22 protein-coding genes and 2 pseudogenes are annotated in these 20,885 nt (G+C 69.6%); 19 read left to right on the top strand and 5 right to left on the bottom strand.

What is annotated here, in order from left to right; all coding sequences use genetic code 11:
• The 4 genes from UWG_RS0120890 to UWG_RS33135 all read left to right on the top strand — a co-directional run.
• Positions 1-777: AMP-binding protein (locus UWG_RS0120890; RefSeq protein WP_016909153.1), on the top strand; the 777-nt coding region annotated here is incomplete at its 5' end.
• A gap of 154 nt (positions 778-931) precedes the next feature.
• Positions 932-1,345 carry a hypothetical protein gene (locus tag UWG_RS30650; protein ID WP_016909152.1) on the top strand — a complete coding sequence of 138 codons (414 nt, stop codon included), beginning with the start codon at positions 932-934 and terminating at the stop codon, positions 1,343-1,345.
• Between the two features lie 4 nt (positions 1,346-1,349).
• Positions 1,350-3,146 (top strand): alpha/beta hydrolase, encoded by a 1,797-nt coding sequence (locus UWG_RS34015; RefSeq protein ID WP_016909151.1) that lies wholly within the window; start codon positions 1,350-1,352, stop codon positions 3,144-3,146.
• A 123-nt stretch (positions 3,147-3,269) separates the two neighbouring features.
• Positions 3,270-3,683: a hypothetical protein gene (locus tag UWG_RS33135; protein ID WP_157838581.1), complete on the top strand. Its 414-nt coding sequence runs from the start codon at positions 3,270-3,272 to the stop codon at positions 3,681-3,683.
• Positions 3,684-3,706: 23 nt separating this feature from the next.
• On the opposite strand, the gene UWG_RS0120875 is transcribed toward UWG_RS33135, so the two are convergent.
• Entirely contained in the window at positions 3,707-4,252 is a 546-nt protein-coding gene (locus UWG_RS0120875) for a helix-turn-helix domain-containing protein (protein WP_016909150.1), read from the bottom strand.
• 75 nt (positions 4,253-4,327) lie between these two features.
• Between UWG_RS0120875 and UWG_RS0120870 the strand changes: the two genes are divergently transcribed.
• Positions 4,328-5,260, top strand: coding sequence for an alpha/beta hydrolase family protein (locus tag UWG_RS0120870; RefSeq protein ID WP_016909149.1), 933 nt, complete (start codon positions 4,328-4,330; stop codon positions 5,258-5,260).
• 215 nt (positions 5,261-5,475) lie between these two features.
• Entirely contained in the window at positions 5,476-5,952 is a 477-nt protein-coding gene (locus tag UWG_RS0120865; RefSeq protein WP_029391637.1) for a hypothetical protein, read from the top strand.
• Positions 5,953-5,962: 10 nt separating this feature from the next.
• Here UWG_RS0120865 and UWG_RS31515 read toward each other — a convergent pair.
• The 3 genes and pseudogenes from UWG_RS31515 to UWG_RS0120850 all read right to left on the bottom strand — a co-directional run.
• Positions 5,963-6,483, bottom strand: a pseudogene (locus UWG_RS31515) (sucrase ferredoxin); the annotation flags it as partial.
• Between the two features lie 92 nt (positions 6,484-6,575).
• A complete protein-coding gene (locus UWG_RS30635) occupies positions 6,576-7,211 on the bottom strand; it encodes a LuxR C-terminal-related transcriptional regulator (protein WP_078495696.1) in 636 nt (211 codons plus the stop codon).
• Positions 7,212-7,881: 670 nt separating this feature from the next.
• Positions 7,882-8,676 carry a LuxR C-terminal-related transcriptional regulator gene (locus UWG_RS0120850; RefSeq protein ID WP_078495695.1) on the bottom strand — a complete coding sequence of 265 codons (795 nt, stop codon included), beginning with the start codon at positions 8,674-8,676 and terminating at the stop codon, positions 7,882-7,884.
• 1,269 nt (positions 8,677-9,945) lie between these two features.
• On the opposite strand from UWG_RS0120850, the gene UWG_RS0120845 reads away from it, so the two are divergent.
• From UWG_RS0120845 to UWG_RS0120785, 13 genes are all read left to right on the top strand, one after another.
• On the top strand, positions 9,946-10,377 hold the full coding sequence (locus tag UWG_RS0120845) for a cupin domain-containing protein (RefSeq protein WP_016909144.1): 432 nt from the start codon (positions 9,946-9,948) through the stop codon (positions 10,375-10,377).
• Positions 10,374-11,414 (top strand): methyltransferase, encoded by a 1,041-nt coding sequence (locus UWG_RS0120840; protein ID WP_016909143.1) that lies wholly within the window; start codon positions 10,374-10,376, stop codon positions 11,412-11,414. Before UWG_RS0120845 ends, UWG_RS0120840 begins: the two co-directional genes overlap by 4 nt.
• A 48-nt stretch (positions 11,415-11,462) precedes the next feature.
• Positions 11,463-12,506, top strand: coding sequence for a class I SAM-dependent methyltransferase (locus UWG_RS0120835; protein ID WP_237720198.1), 1,044 nt, complete (start codon positions 11,463-11,465; stop codon positions 12,504-12,506).
• 2 nt (positions 12,507-12,508) lie between these two features.
• Positions 12,509-13,822, top strand: coding sequence for a beta-ketoacyl-[acyl-carrier-protein] synthase family protein (locus tag UWG_RS0120830; protein ID WP_237720196.1), 1,314 nt, complete (start codon positions 12,509-12,511; stop codon positions 13,820-13,822).
• Positions 13,819-15,060 (top strand): beta-ketoacyl-[acyl-carrier-protein] synthase family protein, encoded by a 1,242-nt coding sequence (locus UWG_RS0120825; protein WP_016909140.1) that lies wholly within the window; start codon positions 13,819-13,821, stop codon positions 15,058-15,060. The genes UWG_RS0120830 and UWG_RS0120825 overlap by 4 nt, the downstream gene beginning before the upstream one ends.
• Positions 15,039-15,530: a holo-ACP synthase gene (gene acpS, locus UWG_RS0120820; RefSeq protein ID WP_016909139.1), complete on the top strand. Its 492-nt coding sequence runs from the start codon at positions 15,039-15,041 to the stop codon at positions 15,528-15,530. The genes UWG_RS0120825 and acpS overlap by 22 nt, the downstream gene beginning before the upstream one ends.
• A 52-nt stretch (positions 15,531-15,582) precedes the next feature.
• Positions 15,583-15,855, top strand: coding sequence for a phosphopantetheine-binding protein (locus tag UWG_RS0120815; RefSeq protein ID WP_016909138.1), 273 nt, complete (start codon positions 15,583-15,585; stop codon positions 15,853-15,855).
• Positions 15,856-15,858: 3 nt separating this feature from the next.
• Positions 15,859-16,314 carry an SRPBCC family protein gene (locus tag UWG_RS0120810; RefSeq protein ID WP_016909137.1) on the top strand — a complete coding sequence of 152 codons (456 nt, stop codon included), beginning with the start codon at positions 15,859-15,861 and terminating at the stop codon, positions 16,312-16,314.
• Between the two features lie 160 nt (positions 16,315-16,474).
• Positions 16,475-17,287 carry a PfkB family carbohydrate kinase gene (locus UWG_RS0120805; protein WP_016909136.1) on the top strand — a complete coding sequence of 271 codons (813 nt, stop codon included), beginning with the start codon at positions 16,475-16,477 and terminating at the stop codon, positions 17,285-17,287.
• A complete protein-coding gene (locus UWG_RS31795) occupies positions 17,284-17,775 on the top strand; it encodes a methyltransferase family protein (RefSeq protein ID WP_016909135.1) in 492 nt (163 codons plus the stop codon). Before UWG_RS0120805 ends, UWG_RS31795 begins: the two co-directional genes overlap by 4 nt.
• A 56-nt stretch (positions 17,776-17,831) precedes the next feature.
• Entirely contained in the window at positions 17,832-18,677 is an 846-nt protein-coding gene (locus tag UWG_RS0120795) for a cyclase family protein (RefSeq protein WP_237720195.1), read from the top strand.
• Positions 18,635-19,939, top strand: coding sequence for an acyltransferase domain-containing protein (locus tag UWG_RS0120790; protein ID WP_016909133.1), 1,305 nt, complete (start codon positions 18,635-18,637; stop codon positions 19,937-19,939). The genes UWG_RS0120795 and UWG_RS0120790 overlap by 43 nt, the downstream gene beginning before the upstream one ends.
• A gap of 129 nt (positions 19,940-20,068) precedes the next feature.
• Positions 20,069-20,587: a TetR/AcrR family transcriptional regulator gene (locus UWG_RS0120785; protein ID WP_016909132.1), complete on the top strand. Its 519-nt coding sequence runs from the start codon at positions 20,069-20,071 to the stop codon at positions 20,585-20,587.
• Positions 20,588-20,611: 24 nt separating this feature from the next.
• On the opposite strand, the pseudogene UWG_RS30625 reads toward UWG_RS0120785, so the two are convergent.
• Positions 20,612-20,885, bottom strand: a pseudogene (locus UWG_RS30625) (FAD-dependent oxidoreductase); the annotation flags it as partial.

Here is a 20,885-nt window from a genome sequence, read left to right as displayed (position 1 = left end):
GGCCGCTGCCGGTACGTCATCTGCGGCGGCTCGCCGCTCGGCCGCCGCCTCGGCGCGTTCTTCGAGGGCGCGGGCGTCACCGTCTACGAGGGCTACGGCCTCACCGAGACCACCGCGGCTGCCACCACCACCCCGCCGCTCAAGCCCCGCCTCGGCACGGTCGGTTGGCCCCTCCCCGGCACCGCTGTCCGCATCGGCGACGACGGCGAGGTGCTCCTCAAGGGCCGCAACGTCTTCAGCGGCTACTGGGACGCCCGCAACCGTACGGCCGTCCCCGACCGCACCCAGGAGGGCTGGTTCGCCACCGGCGACCTCGGCGCCCTCGACGACGAGGGGTACCTCAGCATCACGGGACGCAAGAAGGACCTCCTCATCACCTCGGGCGGAAAGAACCTCGCCCCCGCCCCGCTGGAGGATTGGCTCCGCGCACACCCGCTCGTCAGCCAGTGCCTCGTCGTCGGCGACAACCGCCCCTACATCGGCGCGCTCCTCACCCTCGAGCCGGACGGCCTCGCCCACTGGCAGCAGATGCACAAGAAGCGCCACCTGTCCACGAAGGAGCTCTGCGAGGACGAGGACCTGCTGCGCAACCTCCAACAGGCCGTCGACGAGGCCAACAAGCTCGTCTCGCGCGCCGAGTCGATCCGCCGGTTCGTCGTCCTCCCCAAGGACTTCACCGAGGAGAGCGGCCACCTGACCCCCTCGCTGAAGCTGAAGCGCGCCGCGATCATCCGCGACTTCGGCAAGGAGATCGAACAGCTCTACCCGCGCGGGTGAACCCCGAGGTGCCCGCTCCGCCCCGCGGGGCGGGCACCGCCCGCGGCCACACGGTGCGCGACGGTGGACGCGGGTGCGAGAGCGTCCCGCCGGCCCCGCCTGCGCGCCCTAGTATCCGCTCCGTCCGCAGCCGTCGACGGAGTACGGGGGAGACGTGGCGTTCGGAGAAGAGTGGGCGCAGCTCAAGCAGCACGCCTCGGAGCGAGCAGCCGCGCTCTCGGGCGGCCGGGAGGCGGACGGGCACCCGCAGGTCCGCTCCAGCCCGTCCGCTTGGGGCCGTGCGGCCGAGGACCTCGGCCACCATCGCCGCCAAGTGGCCGCAGCCCTGCGGAAATTGGAGCAGCACCGCCCCGCCGCCGAAGGCATCGAGAGCGGCCCCGCCTGGCGGGCCCTCCACCGCTCCTGGGAGCGGTACCTCACGTCCGTCGAAGCCCGCTGCTCCACCCTTCAGCACCGCCTCCACCGCGCCGGCACCGTCCACCACGGCAACGACGCCGCGGTAGCCACCACCTTCACCTCCCTCGACGCCCGTTACGGCGACACCCCCGGCAGCCCGGAGAAGGGCTGACCCGGTGGACTACACGACCCTGAAAGCCCTGAACCTGGACGAGTTCGAGGACGCCGCAGCCGGCTACCGCGCCGTCAGCGACATGGCGAGCACCGCCCGAGCCGCCGTCGGCACCCAGATCCCGGCCGCCATACGACGCGGCCTGCGGGGCGAGGCGCTCACCGCGGCAGCGGGCCAACTCCGGTCCCTCGCCGAGAACTTGCACTACGCGCAGGTCGAGTGCGGCCTCGTCAGCACCGCACTCGGCGCCCTCGCCTCCGACCTGCGCACCGCCCGGAGGAAACTCGAGTCAGCCACCGCAGACGCCGCCTCCGACGGCCTCTCCGTACGCGCCGACGGCTCCGTCGCCTACCCCGCTGGCGGGCACGACCCCCAGTCCCCCGACCGCGTTCCACCCGGCGGCACCGTCTCGGCCACCACCGACCCCACGGCCCGAGCCGTCCACGCCCAAGCCGCCGCCCTCGACCCCAACCCCCACCACGCCCAGGCCCTGACCCACGCCCACCGCATCGCCGGAGCCCTCCGGGAGGCCACGGAGGCCGACCACAAGTGGGCCCCACAACTGAAACGCCTCCACGCCGACGACGACCTCACCGTCTCCCCGTCGGACTGGACCGACACCCACCACGACACCCGAACCCTCCGCCACTCCGCCTCCACCCACCTGACCTCAACCAACCCCCCACCCGCCCACGGCACCCCCCACGAGAACGCCGCCTGGTGGAACTCCCTCACGCCCCAACAGAAATCCGACTACGCCTCCCTGCATCCCACCACCATCGGCACCATGAACGGCCTCCCCGCCGCCGTCCGCGACGAGGCCAACCGGACGGCGTTGGCTCAGAAGAGAGCAGCCCACTCCCTGGCGCTACGAGAACACCTCGGCAACGAACCGCGGCCGAACAGGGGAACCGGAATGACCCAGCACCGGAACCCGGACTGGCTGGACTGGGAGCAACGCAAGAAGCAACTGCAGCAAGAACTCACTTCCCTGGACACCCTCGACTCCGAACTGACAACCCGCAGCAACGCCTCTCCCGCGAAGCGCCCCTACCTGTTGGCCTTCACCCCGAAGGGAGACGGCCAGGCAATCGTCGCCCTGGGAAACCCGGACCGCGCCAACCACACAGCGGTGCACGTGCCTGGGACGGGGGCGGACCTGGCTAACTTTCCGGGGCAGTTGGAGCGGGTGACACGACTCCATGATGCTGCCACGGCCGAAGCACGCAACGGCGAAACGGTTTCGACGTTGGTATGGCTTGGATACGATGCGCCAGAAGTTAACGCGAGCGTGGCGACACAAGGAAGAGCCCGAGAGGCTGTAGCCGATCTCCAAGATTTCTCGGCAGGTATGAAAGCGGCCAACGAAATGGGCTCTCATCACCTTACCGTGATCGGCCACAGCTACGGCTCGACCGCTGTTGGCGCCGCTGCTGGCCAGGGTGACGGGTTGGATGCTGACGACATCGTCGCTTTGGGCAGCCCCGGTATGGCTGTCGGTGGAGTCGAAGAACTTCAGACCGATCCGGAACATGTTTGGGTCGGCGCCAGCCCGGAGGACCCGGTAATCCGCGCGGCAAGTGGGCTTACGCTGGGGCCGAACCCCGCCAAGGAGGGCTTTGGGGCACAGCCTGTTGATGTGGGCGATGGTGGACACAGCAGCTATTGGGATGACGGTGGCTCGGGTCTGAGAAACCAGGGCCGCATTATCGCGGGAAGAGAGGTGAAAGGACGCGAATACTACACGGAGAAACAGGTCAGGCCAGGAGCCGACGGTCATGCGCCCATCATTGGGGAGTAGATGGCGATGCGTGTGAATCGTGCGCTTGCAAGGGTGCGTTGGGGGAGTGCAAGTTTCCTGGTTGCTGCTTTCTCGTGTGGCTGCGTCGTGGACAGTGAAAGGGTCAACGATCCTCTCCCTCGGATGGGAAAGAGTGAAGCCCGGGCCTTGGCTGAAGATGTCATTGAGTCAGCGGTTGTCTCCCACGGCGGCAAAATTTCACCCGGGTTCGATAATCTATTCTTCTACCGGTGTGTGGGAGAGCGGTACGAACTGGCTGAAGATGGTCGATTTTCTATGAGCTATTATGGTCGCACGGAGGTGTCGCCGGAATCTCAGGCGGCAGCCATGAGGCAGATTCGTAGAGCGTTGGCCAGAAGGGGTTTTCATGTGGAGCGCGACGTTCCCCCCGAAGTAGCCCGCGAAATTTCCTTGCAGGCGGAGGGGCCTCATCGTTTTTCCGTCTCAGTGGAATCCGATGAGAATGAAGGAGTGGTGCGCTTCTCCCTGCAAACACCTTGCCTGTTGCCTCCCGGTGTGAAGCAAGAAGAATTTTGATACTGCCCGCCGAAGAAGGAATCTCAAGCGTCGGATTCCCCCGCCGCCTTATCCGGCACAAACACCAGACTGACCACATGCCGCCGACGCCCGTCCCCCGGAGTGGTATGCGTCCGGCGCTCGACGGCGGCCTCGATCTCGTCGACGAGAGCGGTGAACTCCTCATCGGTCACCCACACCGCTCCCTGCCGGTACAGGACGCCCTCTCGCGGCGGGTCGGCGTCGTCGCGGGACAGGTAGCGGTCGAAGTCGCCCATGACGGCCGCGGTGAAGACGGTGAATGCCTGGCGATGGTCGTCCTTGGTCATGCTGGCGCGGGTGTCGGCGTCGACGAGGGCCTCGCTCTGGTGGACCCGGTAGCTGCGCTCGACGGTTCCTCGTACCGGTCTCTCGCGGACGACTTCGAGGATGCCGGCCTGGGTGAGGGCGGCGACGTGGCGGTACATGGTGGCTGCTGAGACGTCGGGCAGTCGATCGCGGAGCTGGGTTGTGGTCAGCTCGTCGGCGCCGAGTAGCGTCTGCAGGATGCGCATCCGGACGGGGTGCATGAGCTGGTTCGCGTTTGCCATGCGTCCAGTGTCTCATGATTGATAACTTTCTCGCATATGAGATCAGTGAAAGGCGGAACTTTGCCCGACGCAGCAATGACGGTCACCGCGGACGACGGGACACCCCTGGCCGGCACCCTGACCCTGCCGGACACCGCGGGCCCGCACCCCGCCGTCCTGCTCCTGCACGGCTCGGGCCCGCTCGACCGCGAGGGAAACACGCCGAAGGTGCCCGTCAACCTCGGCCGGCCCCTGGCCGACGCCCTCGCATCCAAAGGCATAGCCACGCTCCGCTACGACCGCCGCGGCGTCGGCGGGACCCCCGGCGCCTGGCGCGCGAGCGGTTTCACCGACAACGGCCGCGACGCGGCCACCGCGGTACGCGCCCTCTCCGCCCACCCCGACGTGCGCTCCGACGCGGTCGGCGTCGTCGGCCACAGCGAGGGCGCCCTCCACGCGATGGCCGTCGCCGGGCGCGAGGACGTACGGGCAGCGGTCCTGTTGGCCGGATACGCCCGCCTCGGTGAGGAGGCCCTGCGCTGGCAGGCCCGCTCGGTCTTCCAAGGGCTCCCCGCCCCCGTACGCATGCTCCGGCGTCCACTCGGCGCCTTGGGCAACCGGCTCCTCGCCCGCATCCGAAAGACCCGCACCGACGTGGCGCGCCTCGTGGGCTTCCCCCTCAACGCCCGCTGGATGCGCGAGAACCTCGCCCACGACAGCCGCGCCGACCTCGCCGCCGTCCACGCCCCCGTCCTCGCCGTCACGGGCGAGAAGGACCTCCAGGTGGACCCCGACGACCTCGACGAGATACAACGCCTCACCCAGGGCCCCACCGAGACCCACCGCATCCCGGACCTCACCCACGTGCTGCGCCGTGACCCCGGCCGCCACACCCTCCGCTCCTACGGCCGCCTCCTCCGCGACCCGGTCGACCCCGAACTCCTCGCCCTCGTCACCACCTGGCTCGCCCACCAACTCGGCACGCAGCCGGACGAGATGCCCTCCGACGCGCAGGCGGCCCGCCCCTGACGCACGGAGTCCGCACGGCCGGGCAGGCGCTTCTGCCCTGGCCCGGTGGGCGTACGGAGGAAGGCCGACGGTTGCTGTGGCGTGCTCGGCTCCGGGACGCGGGGGTCGTACGGCCGGCACCGGCAGGGCCAGCCGACGCGTACGCCGCCGGGCGACGAAGTACCGGCCGTTCGCGGGGGTTTCAGAGGTACAGCACATCGGGAACCGAAGCCTGCATGCTCGAGAACCTTGTACGAGGTGGCGTGGCCGGTGCCGCAGGGACGACCGTGCTGAACGCCGTGACCTACACCGACATGGTGCGGCGGGGCAGAGGGGCCAGCGGTGCTCCGAGCCAGGTCGTGGAGAAGCTCGCCCGGGCGGCGGGGCGTTCGGTCCCCGGTTCGGGTGACATCCGGGAGAACCGGCTCACCGGCCTCGGGGCCCTGTCCGGTATCGCCGTCGGCTGCGGCACGGGCGTGGCCGTCTCGCTGCTGCGGTCCGCGGGCCTTCGTATGCCGTGGTGGCTGGGTGGTGCGGTCACCGGTGCCCTGGCCATGGCCGCGACCGACCTTCCCATGGCGAAGCTGGGTGTCAGCGATCCGAAGGAATGGTCGGCGAAGGACTGGGCTTCGGACGCGGTGCCGCACTTCGTCTACGGGCTCGTCACCTACGCCATCGCGTCGTCCGGGAGCGAGCGGGCGTGCTCTCGGTGAACCCCGTCCTTCAGCGGGCCCGGACCGAGGCGGCGACATGGACGACGGCCGCGCTCGTCTGCAGCCCGCGGCAGGTCAACTGACGCGGTGGTGCGCGGTGGCTCCGCACTTCGACGTCGAAGTCCGTCGAAGGCCGGCCGCCCGTGACGCGCACCGACCAGCGGTCGCCACTGACCCGGGACGTCTCGGCGACCGCGTATGCGTGGCGGCCGGCCGGCCCGAAGCGTCGCAGCACGGCCGCGACGGCCGCTTGCCGAGGCGGGAGGAGATCGGTGTACCCGCGCAGGTGCTCCGCGTGGACACGGTCGGCCAGGTGCTCTTCCACCGTCGCGACGGCTGATCCGGCATCGAGGCCGCCGTAGTACACGCCGCCTGATGCGGCGACGACGTTGGCGGCGAACCTGTCACCGCCCACGTGTGCGTGCACTCCCGGACCTGGTCCGGTCGGCGCTCGCCCAGGGTGCGCGCCACGGGCCGTCCGCGCACGGCGCAGCAGGCGTCGTGCTTCCCGTGCGTACAGACGAGGGCCACGCGGAAGACGCGTTCGTCGACGAGGCCCTCCTGCCGGACCGATCCCGTCGTTCGGCAGGAGGGGGAGGAACTCCGATCCGCCGTGCAGCGGCTCAGTGGCCCTCCTGGCAGCGCGTGGCCATGGCGGCGATCGAGTCCCTGAGCTGCCGGCGGCTCTTTACCCCGATCTTGCGGAACACGCGACTCACGTAGTTTTTCACGGTCTGCTGAGTAAGGCTCAGCGCTGAGGCGATCTCACCGTTGCTGCACCGCCCGAGCAGGAGGCGGAGCACCTCTCCCTCCCGATCGGTGAGAAGGTGCCGCGCGACGACCTGAGGCAGTTTCTCGTCCGGGATCGAGTCGCTCTCCAGCGCGAGGACGCTCTCCCCGCTGTTCGTTCTCTCTATCGCCTGCAGAACCTCTGCTGTCGGAATGCTCTTGTGGACGAAGCTATCGGCGCCACAGGACAGAGCGGCCACCACCTCGGCGGGATCGCGGGTCGCGGAGAAGACCATGAGTCTCGGGCTCCAGGGCATCGAGTTGATACACCACAGCAGCTCGCACCCATGCGGCCCTCGCAGGGGCTCCAGCTCGGATATCACCAGGCTCGGGCGCAAATACTGCACCTGAGCCGTTCCTTCGCTTGCTGAAGTCGCTTCACCCAGGAATTTCAGATTCGTCCCTGAGGTGATAAGGCTTCCCATCGCCGCTCGGACACAAGGATGCCCGTCTATGACGATTGCTCCCATTTTTTATCCCCCTGATCACCATGGCGATTCCTCATTCGGTCGAGGAGGAATCTGTGGTGCCGCCGATTTCGCGTGGTCCGCTGCCGTTGGAACGACCCCTGGAAGCGTGTGGTCTACGAGGGTGCGAACTTCGCCACCCGGGTGTCGTCGGTGTTGTGGCGCACGCGAAGATGCCAACCGCGTGAGCGGTGGCGAAAGGTGAGACGTGCGACTCGCCGGAGTCCCGCTGAGTCGGGGAAGGTCTATGCCTTTCCCTCGGGTCCAAGGCTCGACGGGACCGGGCTTGCGAGCTGACAATGCCCCGCCGACGAGTGTCACGCTCTTCATGGGGCGCACTCTACATAGTTGTGTCGAGCGGATGCGAGCAGGCCGCGTGACACCAGTTTTCTACTATTCGGTACGGAGGATCCGACGCTGGACGCTTGTTTACCAGGACCGCAATAATGGGGAGCCGGCGCCTGGTCATCATGCCCGCATCGAAGCTCGCCGTGCAGCGAGGCCCGGAAACGCGCGGATTCAGGCGGCCGTGGGAAAAGCCACGGGTCAGCCGGTACGAACGACGCGGACACCGCGAACCTTCGGTGCAGCACCAAGGCGACCGTCCCCCGGAAACGGTGCGACGGTCACTTGGTTTGCAGCAAAACGCAGTCCGGCACTCTCCGCGGTACCTTCAGCGCGTCGTGGCGGGACCGGAACCCCGCGCGTGATCCGGATCGAGGACGCGCGTCCGGTCTGTTCCGCCGGAGGGAGAGATGGCCCCGTGGCTGGCGGTAGTGCTCGCCCATGCGTGGTGGGCGAATGCTGGTGGTGGGGGAGGGTCGGGGCTTCTGGCTGCGTCGACGGCGCTGCGGCTGGCCCGCCTGATCGCGTCCCGCAGCCCGTGGCGGTTGTCCACACCCAGTTTGCGGAAGATGCGGCTCACGTGGTTCTTCACGGTCTGGCGGGCGAGGACCAGCTCGTCGGCGATCTCTTCGTTGGTTAAGCGTCGCAGCAGGAGAAGCAGGACCTCTCCCTCTCTCTCCGTGAGTTCGTGCTGCAGCGCGATCTGCTGGAGCGGCTGTCCCTCGGGAGCGGCGTCGCGCTCCAGGAGGAGGACGCTCTCCCCGCGCTCGGTCTTCTCGATGGCGAGCAGCACCTCATGCATCGGTGTGCTCTTGTGAACGAAGCTGTCGGCGCCGGAGGACAGTGCCTTGAGGACTTCGGCCGGATCGCGGGAGGCCGAGAACACCATGATGCGCGGGCCCCAGGGCAGGGTTTTGATCGCGCGCAGGAAGTCTACGCCCTCACGGCCCTGGCACGGTTCCAAATCGGAGATCACGAGATCGGGGCGCTCTCGTTTGACCTGGCAAAGACCTTGGTCCGCCGTGGCCGTTTCACCTTTCAGGGCAAGACTTGTTTCGGATTCAATCAGTTCACTGAGTGCCATTCGGGTGCACGGGTGGCTACCTATCACGACCACTCCCATTGCTGACGCCCCCACCTTCGGTTGCAGATCTGGACTCAGTCGCGCTGGCGGGTCGCCAGACCATTCTGGCCAGCTCAAGTGAGTGGATGTTAACAGCGAGCTACGTGGACCTGCAATAATCACGCCGATCGCTGTTCTTCGGTTGCTGCGGTCGCGGTGGTGCAGTCGTTTAGCGGTTGGTGGGCCACCGAGGTGTGCGCCCGTGCTGGAATTGTGGTGCGGGGCCCTCGTGCGTGCGCGGATTGATTTCGTCGTGGCCGCCGAAGTCCACGTACCATTCGATCGGAGTGCGCACTGCCTCATTCGCCGGGAGAGGCTCTCGTTGCCGACGAAGGTGGCGTGCTGCCGACGGGCGAGTCATCGGCGCGTGGCCCGAGTTTGCACGGTCCTGGGTCGTGCGCCTGGGATTCCGCTCCGCTCCCGACGTGGTTATGTCCTGCTGGTCGTGGAGCGATGCTGTGTCCCGGCGGCAGAGTTCACGTACTCGCACCGCGACACCCGTCGAACGGGAGTCGAACAGTTCCGGCATCAGCAGCCAGGTCGGCCGGCGGGCGGGAAATCGTCTGCGGGTGAGTCCCCGAGGCGCGGTCGCTGATTCGATACGCGGCGGACGGGCGCCTGCCGGAAGCTGCGGCCGGAAAGGTCGGTGATGCGCGCGGACCGGCGAAGGGCGGCGAAGGAAAAACGCCGGCGTGGAGATCGTGGATTCCCCGAGGCCGGTTCGTTGGCTCGGGCGACCTGCGGCGACCGGGCTGCGGCGCTTTTGTGTTCCTCCCTCTGAGGGGTGCCGCAATATTCTCGTTGCTCTCGAATATTGCTTCCGCGGGTGTTCCCTCGCCAGAACGACTCCGCGATACGTGCGGGCCGAGGGCCCGGCGCCGGCCACGGGGAAGGGTGTGTTCGTTTTCAACTGACGGAATGAGGGCGGTCACCGGAGCCGAACGGCGCGGGGTGGTGCTGGTTCGGCTTACGTCTTTCCTCAACGCGCTGCGACCTTAGGCGAGGGAGAACGGCGGATCATCCGCCTCCCGGTACCGTCCGGCTCTGTCGACCGGTACCGCCGGTACCTCACCGTTTCGTCCGCGACCTCTGCTCCTGTGGCCGTGCCACGGGTGGGCAGGTGTCCCGGTCGTGCGGTCGGGCGTCCCTACGCGGTACGGGCGGACGCCTTGGCGGTACGGGGAGCCTCGCCCATCGAAATCCCTTCGGGTCACCTCTAGCTTTTGAGGGGTCAAGAACGAAGCCGATTCATTTGGCGAAGGGAATTCGATGAGGAAGATCCACAGGACGGACGTGAAGGCGGAAATCGTCAGGGAACCCGGGGCGAAGGACGCGCTGCACCGCAAACTCATCGACACGCCTGACGGTGCCGACCGTTTCGTGCTGACGGAGTTCGAGCTCTCCCCCAACGGCTCCACCCCGCCGCACTACCACGATTGGGAGCACGAGATCTACATCATCGAGGGCTCGATGGGCCTCGTGATGCCGGAACAGAACCTGACCGAACAGGTCGGCCCGGGGGACGTCGTCTTCATCCCCCGCAACGAAGCCCACGGCTTTGTGACCGGGACCGATCAGACGTGCCGGTTCCTGGTCGTCGCGCCGTGCGAGCGCCCTCCGGTCCGCAACTTCTTCCTCTCCGACGACCCCTACGAGTACACGCAGCTTCCCGAGTACGCGAACTCCCTGGGGGACAAGTGACCATCGCGTCCGCGCCCGTCGCCCCCGCGCCGGGCTCCGCCGAGGACTCGTCGCGCGTCCACGGCATCCTCACCGCGTATCTGCAGTCGAAGGCTGTGTTCACGGCCCTGGAACTCGGATTCTTCGAGAGCCTCGAGGAGCCGCACACCGTCAGCGAACTGGCCTCGGCCCTCGGCCTCCAACAGCGTCCGACCCGTGCGCTGCTCGTCGCGCTCACCGGTCTCGACCTCGTCCGGCACGCGGGGGAGAAGTACACCAACTCCCCGGAGGCGTCCCGCTATCTGGTGGCCGGCCGCCCCGAGTACATGGGCGGCTTCGCCGACCACCAGAACAGCCACTTCGCGCACTTCGACAAGCTCGCCGACGCCGTGCGGGAGAACGCCTCCCTCAACCAGCGTGTGCTCAAACAGGGGTACCGAGACCAGGGCGCGGCGGCCGGTGAGGGACGTGAGGGCACCGCGCGGTTGATCCAGGCGATGCGTGTCAGCTCGCGTCTGCAGGCCGACAAGCTGGCCGAGGCGGCCCCGCTCGAGGGCGTCTCCCACATCCTCGACCTGGGCTGCGGATCCGGCGACTACTCCATCGCGCTGGCCCGGCGCAACCCCGGGCTCGCGGTGACGTCGCTCGACTACCCCGCGGTGATCGACCTCGTCCGTGCGAACGTCGCCGAGGCGGGCGTCGGCGACCAGGTCACGCCCCATCCCACGGACATCATGAACGGCCCGTGGCCGGAGAGCGCCACGGTCATGCTGTCCCACGTCCTCGACGGGTACGGACCCGAGCGCGCGGAGCACCTGATCAAGCGCGTCTACGACCACCTGCCCGAAGGCGGGCAACTGCTGGTACACGCGCACATGCCGTCGCTCGCCGCCGGCCTGTTCCCGTACATGTTCGGCCTGATCCTCCTCGTCAACACCGAGGAAGGCGAGGTCCGGGACGACGAGGACATCGTCGGCTGGGTCAAGGAGGCCGGCTTCGGCTCCGTGGAGACCAGCAACATCTCACTGCTCTCCGGCCTCGTCGTGGCGACGAAGTAGGGGGCGTCGATGACAGGCGACACCCAGTCCGGGGCCCGGGGGAACACGGTGGCCACCGCCGTGCCGCATGCCGCGGCCGCCGCTTCCCCCGGCTCCGGGCGGGTCCCGGACCCCGGGGCCCTGCTCGGGCTGAACTTCGGCTTTGCCCGCGCCCGGGTGCTCGGTACGGCCCTCGAACTGGATGTGTTCACCGAGCTGGCCGACGGCCCGCTCAGGGACGAGGAACTTGCCTCGGTGTTGCACTGCGACGCCGAGGCCCTCACCCGGCTGCTGAACGCCCTGGTGGATCTCGGCCTGCTCACCGGCAACGAAAGCACCGGACGCCGGTGCACCCCGCTGGCCGCCGAGTATCTGATCCCGGGTCGGCACGGGGATCTCAGTGCCCACTTCGCCGAGGTGCTGGGGCAGTGGGACGAGTGGGCCCGGCTCACGGACACGCTGCGCACCGGCGCACGGCGGAGTCGGTTCGGGCCGCCGGACCGACGCGGGCTGCAGCCCGGCATGTTCGCCGGTACCTACCCAGTGGCGGCCCCGGTGGCCGTCGAGGTGGTGGCACGCCTCGACCTGGGGCCGGTAGGCCGGGTGCTCGACCACACCGCGGGCAGCGGCGAGTGGGGTATCGCGCTCGCCGCCTCCGACCCGGCGGCGGAGGTCACCGTGCACGACGTGCCCGAGCTGCTGGACGTCGCGCGGCGGCACGTGCGACGGAGCTCCGTGGCGACGGGCCGGTTCGGTTTCGTACCGGGGGACTTCGGGCCGCGGCAGCCGTTCCCCGACGACACGTTCGACACCGTCGTGATGGCCAACGCCGGACGGTTCGCGGCACCTGAGGAAACCGCTCGGATGCTGGACCGCTGCGTCCGGATGTTGCGTCCGAACGGAACTCTGCTGTTCGCCGACGTCATGCGAACCGGAGATGTCGGACCCGGTCAACCCAGGGCCATGATCGATCTCAGCTTGCTGGTGAACACCGCGCACGGCGGATTGCGCAGCCCCCAGGAGTGCCGTGCGGCGATGGAGCACGCCGGACTCGTGCCGAAGAAGACCATCACACAGGGGCTGATAACGGCCCTGACAGGACAGAGGCGATGAACATGCGAGAAGTTGTGGTCACCGGGCTGGGAGCGGTCAGCCCGGCAGGCGTGGGAACGGACGCGCTGTGGGATGTGGTGTCGGCGGGGAAGAGTGTCACGAAATCCCTCTCCGAGATCACGGTCTCGGACCTGTTCGGCTCGTTCCACTTCCTCTCCGACGCGATCGCGGAGGTCCCGAACTTCGAGGACAGCGTCTCCGCACTGCCGCCCGAGGTGCAGCGGCTGGACCGGTTCTCCCAGTTCGCCGTGGCCGCCGCACTCCAGGCGGTGGAGGACGCCGGCCTCTCGCCGGGCGACTACGCGCCCGAGCGCGCCGGACTGTCGCTTTCGACGGCCATCTGCGGGACGCCGAAGATGGAGGAGGAGTTCCTCGCCGTCACCGATCACGGGCGCGAGCCCATCGACCCGTCCCGGGCCGGCCGCGGACTGTACCTGGCTTCGATGTCCAACACGCCCGCCATCGTGCTCTCGCCGCTCCTGAAGGCCCAAGGCCCCTGCGTCACGCTCTCGACGGGCTGCATAGGCGGCATCGACGCCGTCGGCCAGGCCTTCGAGGCCATCCGCCACGGAGAGGCGGACGTGATGGTCGCCGGGGCCAGCGAAGCGCCCATCACGCCCATCACCGTGGCCTCTTTCGAGATCATCAGTTGTCTCTCGCGTGCCCACGCTGACTGCCCCGAGGCCGCCTCGCGGCCGTACGACGCGGAGCGGGACGGGTTCGTGCTCGGCGAGGGGTGCGGCATCGTCGTGCTGGAGGAGAAGGAGCACGCGCTGCGCCGCGGCGCCACCCCGTACATGGAGATCTCGGGTTTCTCCCACTCCTCGAACGCGGCGCACATGACGGACCTGCTCTCCGACGGAGCCGATCTCACCCGCTCCATGACCGGCGCCATGGCGCAGGCCGGGGCCCAGTCCTGGGAAATCGACCACGTCAGCTCGCACGGCAGCTCGACCCCGCAGAACGACACCTGCGAAACCAGCGCCCTCAAGCTCGCGCTCGGAGACCGCGCCCACGAGGTCCCGGTGAACTCGGCCAAGTCGATGCTCGGCCACGCTCTCTCGGCCGCGAGCGCCATGGAGATCGTGCTCACCGCGCTGGCGCACAGCCGGCACTTCGTGCATCCCACCGCCAATTACGAGAATCCCGACCCGACGTGCGACCTGGACTACGTTCCCGGAACGGGCAGGCCGTGGCACGGCGGCACCGTACTCAAGGACGCGAGCGGCTTCGCCGGGCTGCACGCGGCCATGGTGACCCGTGCGGCCGGCTCGACGGCAGCAGCGACCGCGGCGACCGAGGAGGCCGCTCGATGAGCGCGATCGTCATCACCGGTATCGGCGCGGTCACACCTTCCGGTATCGGCGTGCAGCCGCTGTGGGAGGACGTCCGCGCGGGACGGTCCCGCATCACCGGCATCGACCGGTTCGACGCTTCCGGCTATGCCTGCAACGCCGCGGGGCAGGCCGACTTCGAAGCCCGCGACCACTTGTCCTCACGGTTCGTGAAGCGCACCGACCGGTTCACGCACCTCGCCGTGCACGCCACACGGCAGGCCCTCTCCGACGCCGGGCTGACCGTCGGCGAGGACGTCGCCGCCGAACGCACCGGTGTCATGGTCGGGAACGTCCTGGGCGGCTGGGAGTTCGCCGAGAGGGAGCTGCGCAAGCTGTGGACCGAGGGACCCCGCGGGGTGAGCCCGTACCAGGCGACCGCCTGGTTCCCCGCGGCGCCGCAGGGCAACATCTGCATCGACCAGGGCGTCAAGGGACCCGCCCGCACCTTCGTGGCCGACCGGGCGAGCGGCGCGTACGCCCTTGTCGGTGCCGCCGACTCGCTGCGCCGGGGCCACGCGGACATGGTGATCGCGGGCGGTGTCGAGGCGCCGTTGTCGCCGTACGGCTGGCTGTGCCTGGAGACCAGCGGGCTGGGCGCGAAGAGCCGCGGCAGCATCCAGCCGCACGAGCTGTACCGCGCGTTCGACGCGGGCCACGGCGGCAGCGTCTTCGCCGAGGGCGCCGTCTTCCTCGTCATGGAGCGGCGCGAGACCGCGGAGGCTCGCGGCGCCGTCGTCCACGGTGAGCTGGCGGGCTGGGACGTCACCACCGACGGCTACATGCCTTACTACACCGTCGAGCCCACCGGTGAAGTTCTCGGCCGTGCCATGCGGACGGCCGTGCAGCGGGCCGGCGTCACGGCTCGGGACGTGGGGGCGGTGTTCGCGCACGGCTCGGGCGTGCCCTTCGAGGACGTCACCGAGGGATATGCGCTGCGAGAGGCGTTCGGCGGGGACTGCGACGGGATGCCGGTCACCGTGCCGAAGACAGGCTTCGGCCATCTGCTGGGCGGCGCGGCCCCCGCGGACGCGGCGCTTTCGCTGCGCGCGATGCACGAGGGCGTCCTCCCTGCCACCCCCAACCTCGACCGCCCCGCGCCCGGCATCGACCTGGACCTGGTGCGCGGCGAGGCCCGCGAAAGCGGCCGGTGGGAGCACTCCCTCGTCGTCTCGCGCGGGCTGGGAGGTGTCAACGCGTGCCTGGTGCTGCGGAGCTGAGCGACGACATCGCCACCGAGGTCGCGCGGCGGATCGCGAACCCGTGGGCCGTTCCCGTCAAGCAGCGGCCGGAACGGGTGCCCGCACAGGGAGCCGTGCGGGCCGTGGGGGTCGACGTGGTCGACGTGGCCCGTCTCGGGCTGCTCTTGACCGAGCGCGGTGATCGGCTGGCCGATCGGCTCCTCACCCCCCTCGAACGCGCACTGTGCGCGGGCACGTCGGAGGGCTACCGGCTCAACTGCGTCGCCGGCCGAGTCGCCGCCAAGGAGGCGGTCCGCAAGACGCTCACCCGGCACGGCGCAGGGGTCGGCTGGCACGACGTGGAGGTCGACCGGGAAAGCGGCGGCGAGCCGCTGCCCCTGCTCACCGGCAGGGCCCTGGAGGCGTTCGGCGCGGCAGGGCTCACCGGGCTCCATCTGAGCATCACCCACGACGCGGACGTGGCCGTCGCCGTGGCCCTGGCCACCTGACGAGCACCGTCCCGCGCCACTCCCTGGAGGCAACGAGGAAATGACAGGAATCATGGATACGGACACGGGCCGGGCGGTCGTCTCGGTGATGTGCAAGGCCGGCTTCGAGGAGAGCGAACTCCTCGAGGGGGCACGGCTCTCGAAGGACCTCGACATCGACTCCACGGAGCTGGTGGAGATCGTCGTGGCACTGGAGGAGCACTTCGACATCGCCATCGACGCGGACGCCGAGAGCGCGTTCAGGACGATGGGCGACCTGGTCGATCACGTCACCCGGCTGCGCTCGCGGGGCGAGCCCGTCGGTGCGGCCGCAACGGAGGGCTGAACCATGCCGAGGATCGAGAACAGCATCGACGTCGAAGCCGACCCGCAGGACGTCTTCGCGATCATCAACGACATCGCCCGCTGGCCGGAGATCTTCAACGAGTACCACAAGGCGGTCGTCCTCTCGCAGGAACGCGAGGGCCGCTGGACCGAGATCGTCTTCGAGCTGTCCAACGCGGAGGGCGACAGTTGGCGCTCCTGGCGGCTGGTGGACCACCGGGACCTGGTGGCCATCGCCGAACGGCGCGACCCCCTCTTCCCGTTCCGCTTCATGCACCTGAGGTGGACGTGCGAGCCGCGCCCGTCGGGGACGCGGATGACCTGGATCCAGGACTTCGAGCTGGACGAAGCGGTCCCCACCCCGCTCGCCACCGTCCTGGAACGGATGCAGAAGCACACGGTGGAGAACCAGGCCAACATCAAGAAGCAGATCGAATCGGGAGCCGTGAGGGCTTCCTGAGAGCAGGAGGTCGGCCTGGCGGTGGCCCTCCGGGCCGGCCTCCGCGGCGAGCGGCTGCTCTCCGCCCGACCCCCACCACCGGCGGGGAGCAGCTGCCCGTCCCTTTCGGCACCGCCTCACCCCGGAGCCCAGCGCCCTATTCCGCCAGGAGCAGCACGCCATGAGAATCGCCGTCTTCGGACCGCTCGGGCCGGACCCCGCGAGACACCTCCACGACCCCGGGACCGGCCCCCGTGCAGAAGCCCTCCGGGGCGGCGCCGGAGCCAACGTCGCCTACGGCCTCGGCGTCCTCGGACTCGCACCTGTGCTGGTCGCGGAGGACCCCGACCCCGGCGGGGTCCGGGCTCGTCTGGAGCGGCACGGAGTGAAGGCCCGTCCCGAGAGCGTCCCGCCGTACGAAGGGACGGACCTCGTCGTCCTCGCCTCCCGCGACCCGGAGGCGATGCTGCGGCACACCGCGGAGTGCCGGGAGGCGGGCATCCCGTTCGCCACCCGCCCACCGCAGCGGCTCGACGGTATGAGCCGTGCCGACGCCCAGTTCCTGATCACCGGTGCCGGCCATCTGTTCACCAACGAGCGTCAGGCGTCCGTGCTGCAGGAGCGGTCCGGCTGGAGCGCCAGACGCGTCCTCGACTCCGTCGGCACCTGGATCACCTCTCTGGGGCCCGACGGAGTGCTGCTGGAACGGGACGGGCACGAGCCCGTCGTGATCCCGGCCGTGCCCGGTGTCGCCGTGGCGGACGGGGTCGGCGCCGGCGACGCGCTGTGCGCCGGAACGCTCGCCGGCACCGCCCGCGGTCTCGCGCCTGCCGACGCCTGCCGCTTCGGCTGCGTCGTCGCGTCACTGGCCCTGGAGGCCGGGGCAGCGCAAGGCTACGGCGGGGCCGCCGCCGGTGCACGGGCGCGGACACGGACCGTCTACGGGGACGGCGCCGACACGGTCGGTGCCCGGACCATGGCGGGCGCCGTATGAGCCCGGACCGCGGGCTGCGGGCCGGTCCCCTCGCGGTGCCGCTGGTCGTGGCGGGCATCGTGCCCACGGCGCTGGGTCTGGCCCTGCCCGGCCCAGCCGTGGCGCTGCCAAGCGCGGCAGCACTACCGGTCGGGGCCGCACTGGCGCTGCTGGGCGCGTGGATGACCGCGTACGCCGTCGACCGCGTCTATCTGCGCCAACCCACCCCGCTGGGGGACCGGCCGCCGGAACACCTGGTCACCGATGGGTGGTACGGGATCGTCAGGAACCCGATGGCGGCCGGGATGACGCTGCTGCTCGCCGGTGAGGCGCTGCTGTGGTCGGCCTGCGCCGTCCTTCTGTGGGCGGCCGTGGTGCTCACCGTGTCGTACGCGGGCGCGAAGCGTGTCGAGGAACCGAGCCTGCTGCGGACCTTCGGCGACGAGTACGCCCGCTACCGCCGGTCCGTACCGGCGTGGGTCCCCGCCCTCCGCTCCGGCCGGGGCTGAATCCGCCCCGCCCTCCGCACCGACTCCCACACCCCCTCCGCGAACGAGGTTCCACCGTGACTGCACACAGCAGTTCCTCCCGCCCCGTGTTCACCGATCTGAGCATCCCCGTCCAACGCAGGTCGCCCGGCGTGCAGTTCGAGCAGTGGCTGCACCAGGAGGGCGTCGGGATTCTCTCCCGCCGGATCAGGGCGCTCCCCGGCGACAGCTCGCGCGACCGGATGGTCAACTATCTGCGCTGGCTCACGGGCCGCCGACGGCTGCGTTCCGAGGACGTGCCCGGCGGCTGCTTCCTCTCCAACGAGTTCTATCGGATGTCCGTGCACCAGGGCACCCATGTGGACGCCCCCTTCCACTACGGACCGACGTGCGAGGGACAGCCTGCGAAGAAGGTGCTGGACCTGCCGTTGGAGTGGTTCTGCGGTCCGGGGATCGTGCTGGACGTCCGCGAGTGCGGCGGAACGGTCACCGAGCGGGACGTCAAGGAAGCGCTGAGGCGCTCGGAGCAGCAGCCCGGACCGGGCACGGTGGTGCTCTTCCGCACCGATTCCGACCTGCGCCTCGGCACCCCCGCGTACCACACGGAGTCCACCGCCGTCTCCCCCGAGGCCGTCGACCACCTGCTCGACCTCGGGGTGAAGGTACTGGGCACCGACTGCTGGAGCTTCGACGGGCCCGCGCGGGAAATGGTCGAGAGGTTCTTCAGCACCGGCGATTCCTCGGCGCTGTGGCCCGCGCACATGCACGGCAGGGAGCGGGAGTTCATCCAGATCGAGGGGCTGGGCGGACTACGGAACCTGCCGGACGGCCCGTTCACCTTCATGGCTTTCCCCATCGCGCTGGCCGACGCGGGAGCGGCATGGTGCCGCGCCGTCGCCAGATCCGCGGGCAGCCCGCGATGACGCCCTCCACGACCGCTCATCTGCTGCCGCTCGCCGGCCGAACCCGTGCTGAACTCGACCGTTCGGCGCACGAGTTCCTCTCCGTGCTCGCCTCCGCCGACGACCGCTCTCCCGGCCCGCTCTGTGCCGAAGCGTGCGCGGCCGTCGATCCGGCCGCGCGGCACCGGATCGCCGTGACCGGTCACAGTGCTGCCGAGCTGGCCGAGCGGCTGTCGGCCCACCTCGCCGGAGGCCGGGTCCGCGGGGTCGCCTCCGGGACGGCTAAGCAGCGGCCGATACGGCTCGCCTTCCTCTGCAGCGGCCAGGGGGCGCAGTTCACCGGCATGGGCATGGACCTGTACCGGACGGAGCCTGCCTACCGCGACGCCTTCGACCGCTGCGCGAGCGCGGCGGCCCCGTACGTCGCCACGCCCCTGACGCAGTTGCTCGAACGGGGCGCCGACTCGCCTCCGGGAGAGCTTTACCACCTCCCGTACGCCGCGCTCGCCACCTTCGCGGTGGGGTGCGGACTCGCCGCGCTGTGGCGGGAACGTGGCGTGGAACCCGACGCGCTCATGGGCTTCAGCTCCGGCGAGTACCTCGCGGCACATCTGTCCGGCGCCCTCACGCTCGGGGACGCGGTCCGGATGCTGCTGGCGGAGACCACGCTGGCAGCGCGCGTGGACAGCGGCGCCATGGCCGTGGCGGCCACGGGGGAGACGTTCGTCCGCAGCGTGCTCGCCGGTCTCGGTGAGGAGGCCCCGCGGGTCGGTGTGGCCGCGGTGCTCTCCCCCTGGGACGTGTCGATCTCGGGCCCGGCCGTCGAACTCGCCGTGGTCGTGGAGCGGTTGACGGAGCTCGGCGTACGCACCTCGGCGCTGCCCGTGCGGCAGGGGCTGCACTCGCCGCTCCAGGAGCCCTCCCTGGGAGAGCTGCGGACGGCCGTCTCGCACGTGCGCACGTCCTCGCCGCGTGTGGAGATGGTCTCCACCGTGACGGGCGAGGTGGCCGACCGGCGTCGCCTGGGCGACCCGAACCACTGGAGCGCCCATATGCGGGGCCCGGTCCACTTCGACGCCGGTATCCGAGCACTGGACGCGCTCGGGGTGTCGGCCTTCCTGGAGATAGGCCCGGGACGGGCGCTGACCGGTCTGGGCCCGCGCTGCCTGCCCGGCGCCGACAGGCTCTGGCTGGCCTCGATCGGGCGCAGCGAAGACGGCGCCGAGGCCGTGCTCCGCGGCCTCGGCCGGTTGTTCGTCGCGGGAGCGCCGATTCGTCTCTGAGATCGGGTTTTCTGTGACCGACGGGGTGTGCCCCGCCGGTCGGCGCTACAATGACGCGTAATGCAAAAGGAAAGAGTGAGCCGTCCGGCGCCGGGCCGTCCGCGCAGTGAGGACGTTTCTCGGGTAATCATGGACTCCGCCCTGCAGTTGCTACGGGAACGTGGTCCACAGGGCGTCACCATGGAGGCCGTCGCGCTCCGCTCAGGGCGCGCCAAAACGACGATCTACCGTCGTTACCGCAACCGTTACGAGCTTCTCCGTGCCTCGCTCAGCTTCGTCGAGGGGATTCCGGAGCCTCCGCCCGGATTGTCTCTCCGAGAGCGCCTGCATTTCCTTCTGGAGCAATTCCGTCACGGTCTCGAAGAAGTCGTCGGTCTCCGTGTGCTGGCTGCCTTGCTGAGCGGCGACGAGGACGATCCGGAATTCTCCCGCGCATTCCGGGAAAGTGTGCTGAACCCCCGGGTCGAAGTACTGCTGACGGCGCTGGAACAAGGGATCGACGAGGGAGAACTGCGCCCGGGGATCGACTGTCCCACGGTCGTGAGCATGCTCGCCGGCTCCTTCATCGCCCTCTCGGCGACGCAAGGGACCGTGCCCCCCGACTGGACGGACACGGTCCTTGACGCACTGTGGCCCGCCCTCACCTGACGTTGCGAAGGCGGGGGAGCGGGGTCACGAGCCGCCCGACGTCCCGGCGCCCGACCCGCCTCCGGCCACGACGGGGCCGATGTGCTCGGAGCGCAGGCCGACGCCGATGAACCAGGCGGTCCACTTGTTGAGGAACGAGAAGCGGCGCACCATCCGTGCCGCGAGGGGCCGCTCCACGGTCGTCCGCCGGTCCTTGGGATACAGGTCGGAGAGCATGTTGACCTGCGCCAGTTGAACCGCCCTGACAGGCAGTCCGCGGCGGCGTTGCACCCTCTTCAGGTCGCGCTTCTCCGGAGCG

The sequence above is a fragment of the Streptomyces xiaopingdaonensis genome, assembly GCF_000262345.1.
GTDB lineage: Bacteria > Actinomycetota > Actinomycetes > Streptomycetales > Streptomycetaceae > Streptomyces > Streptomyces xiaopingdaonensis.
The sequence above is the reverse complement of the archived record's forward strand: the minus strand, read 5'-3'. Positions and strand labels throughout refer to the sequence as shown.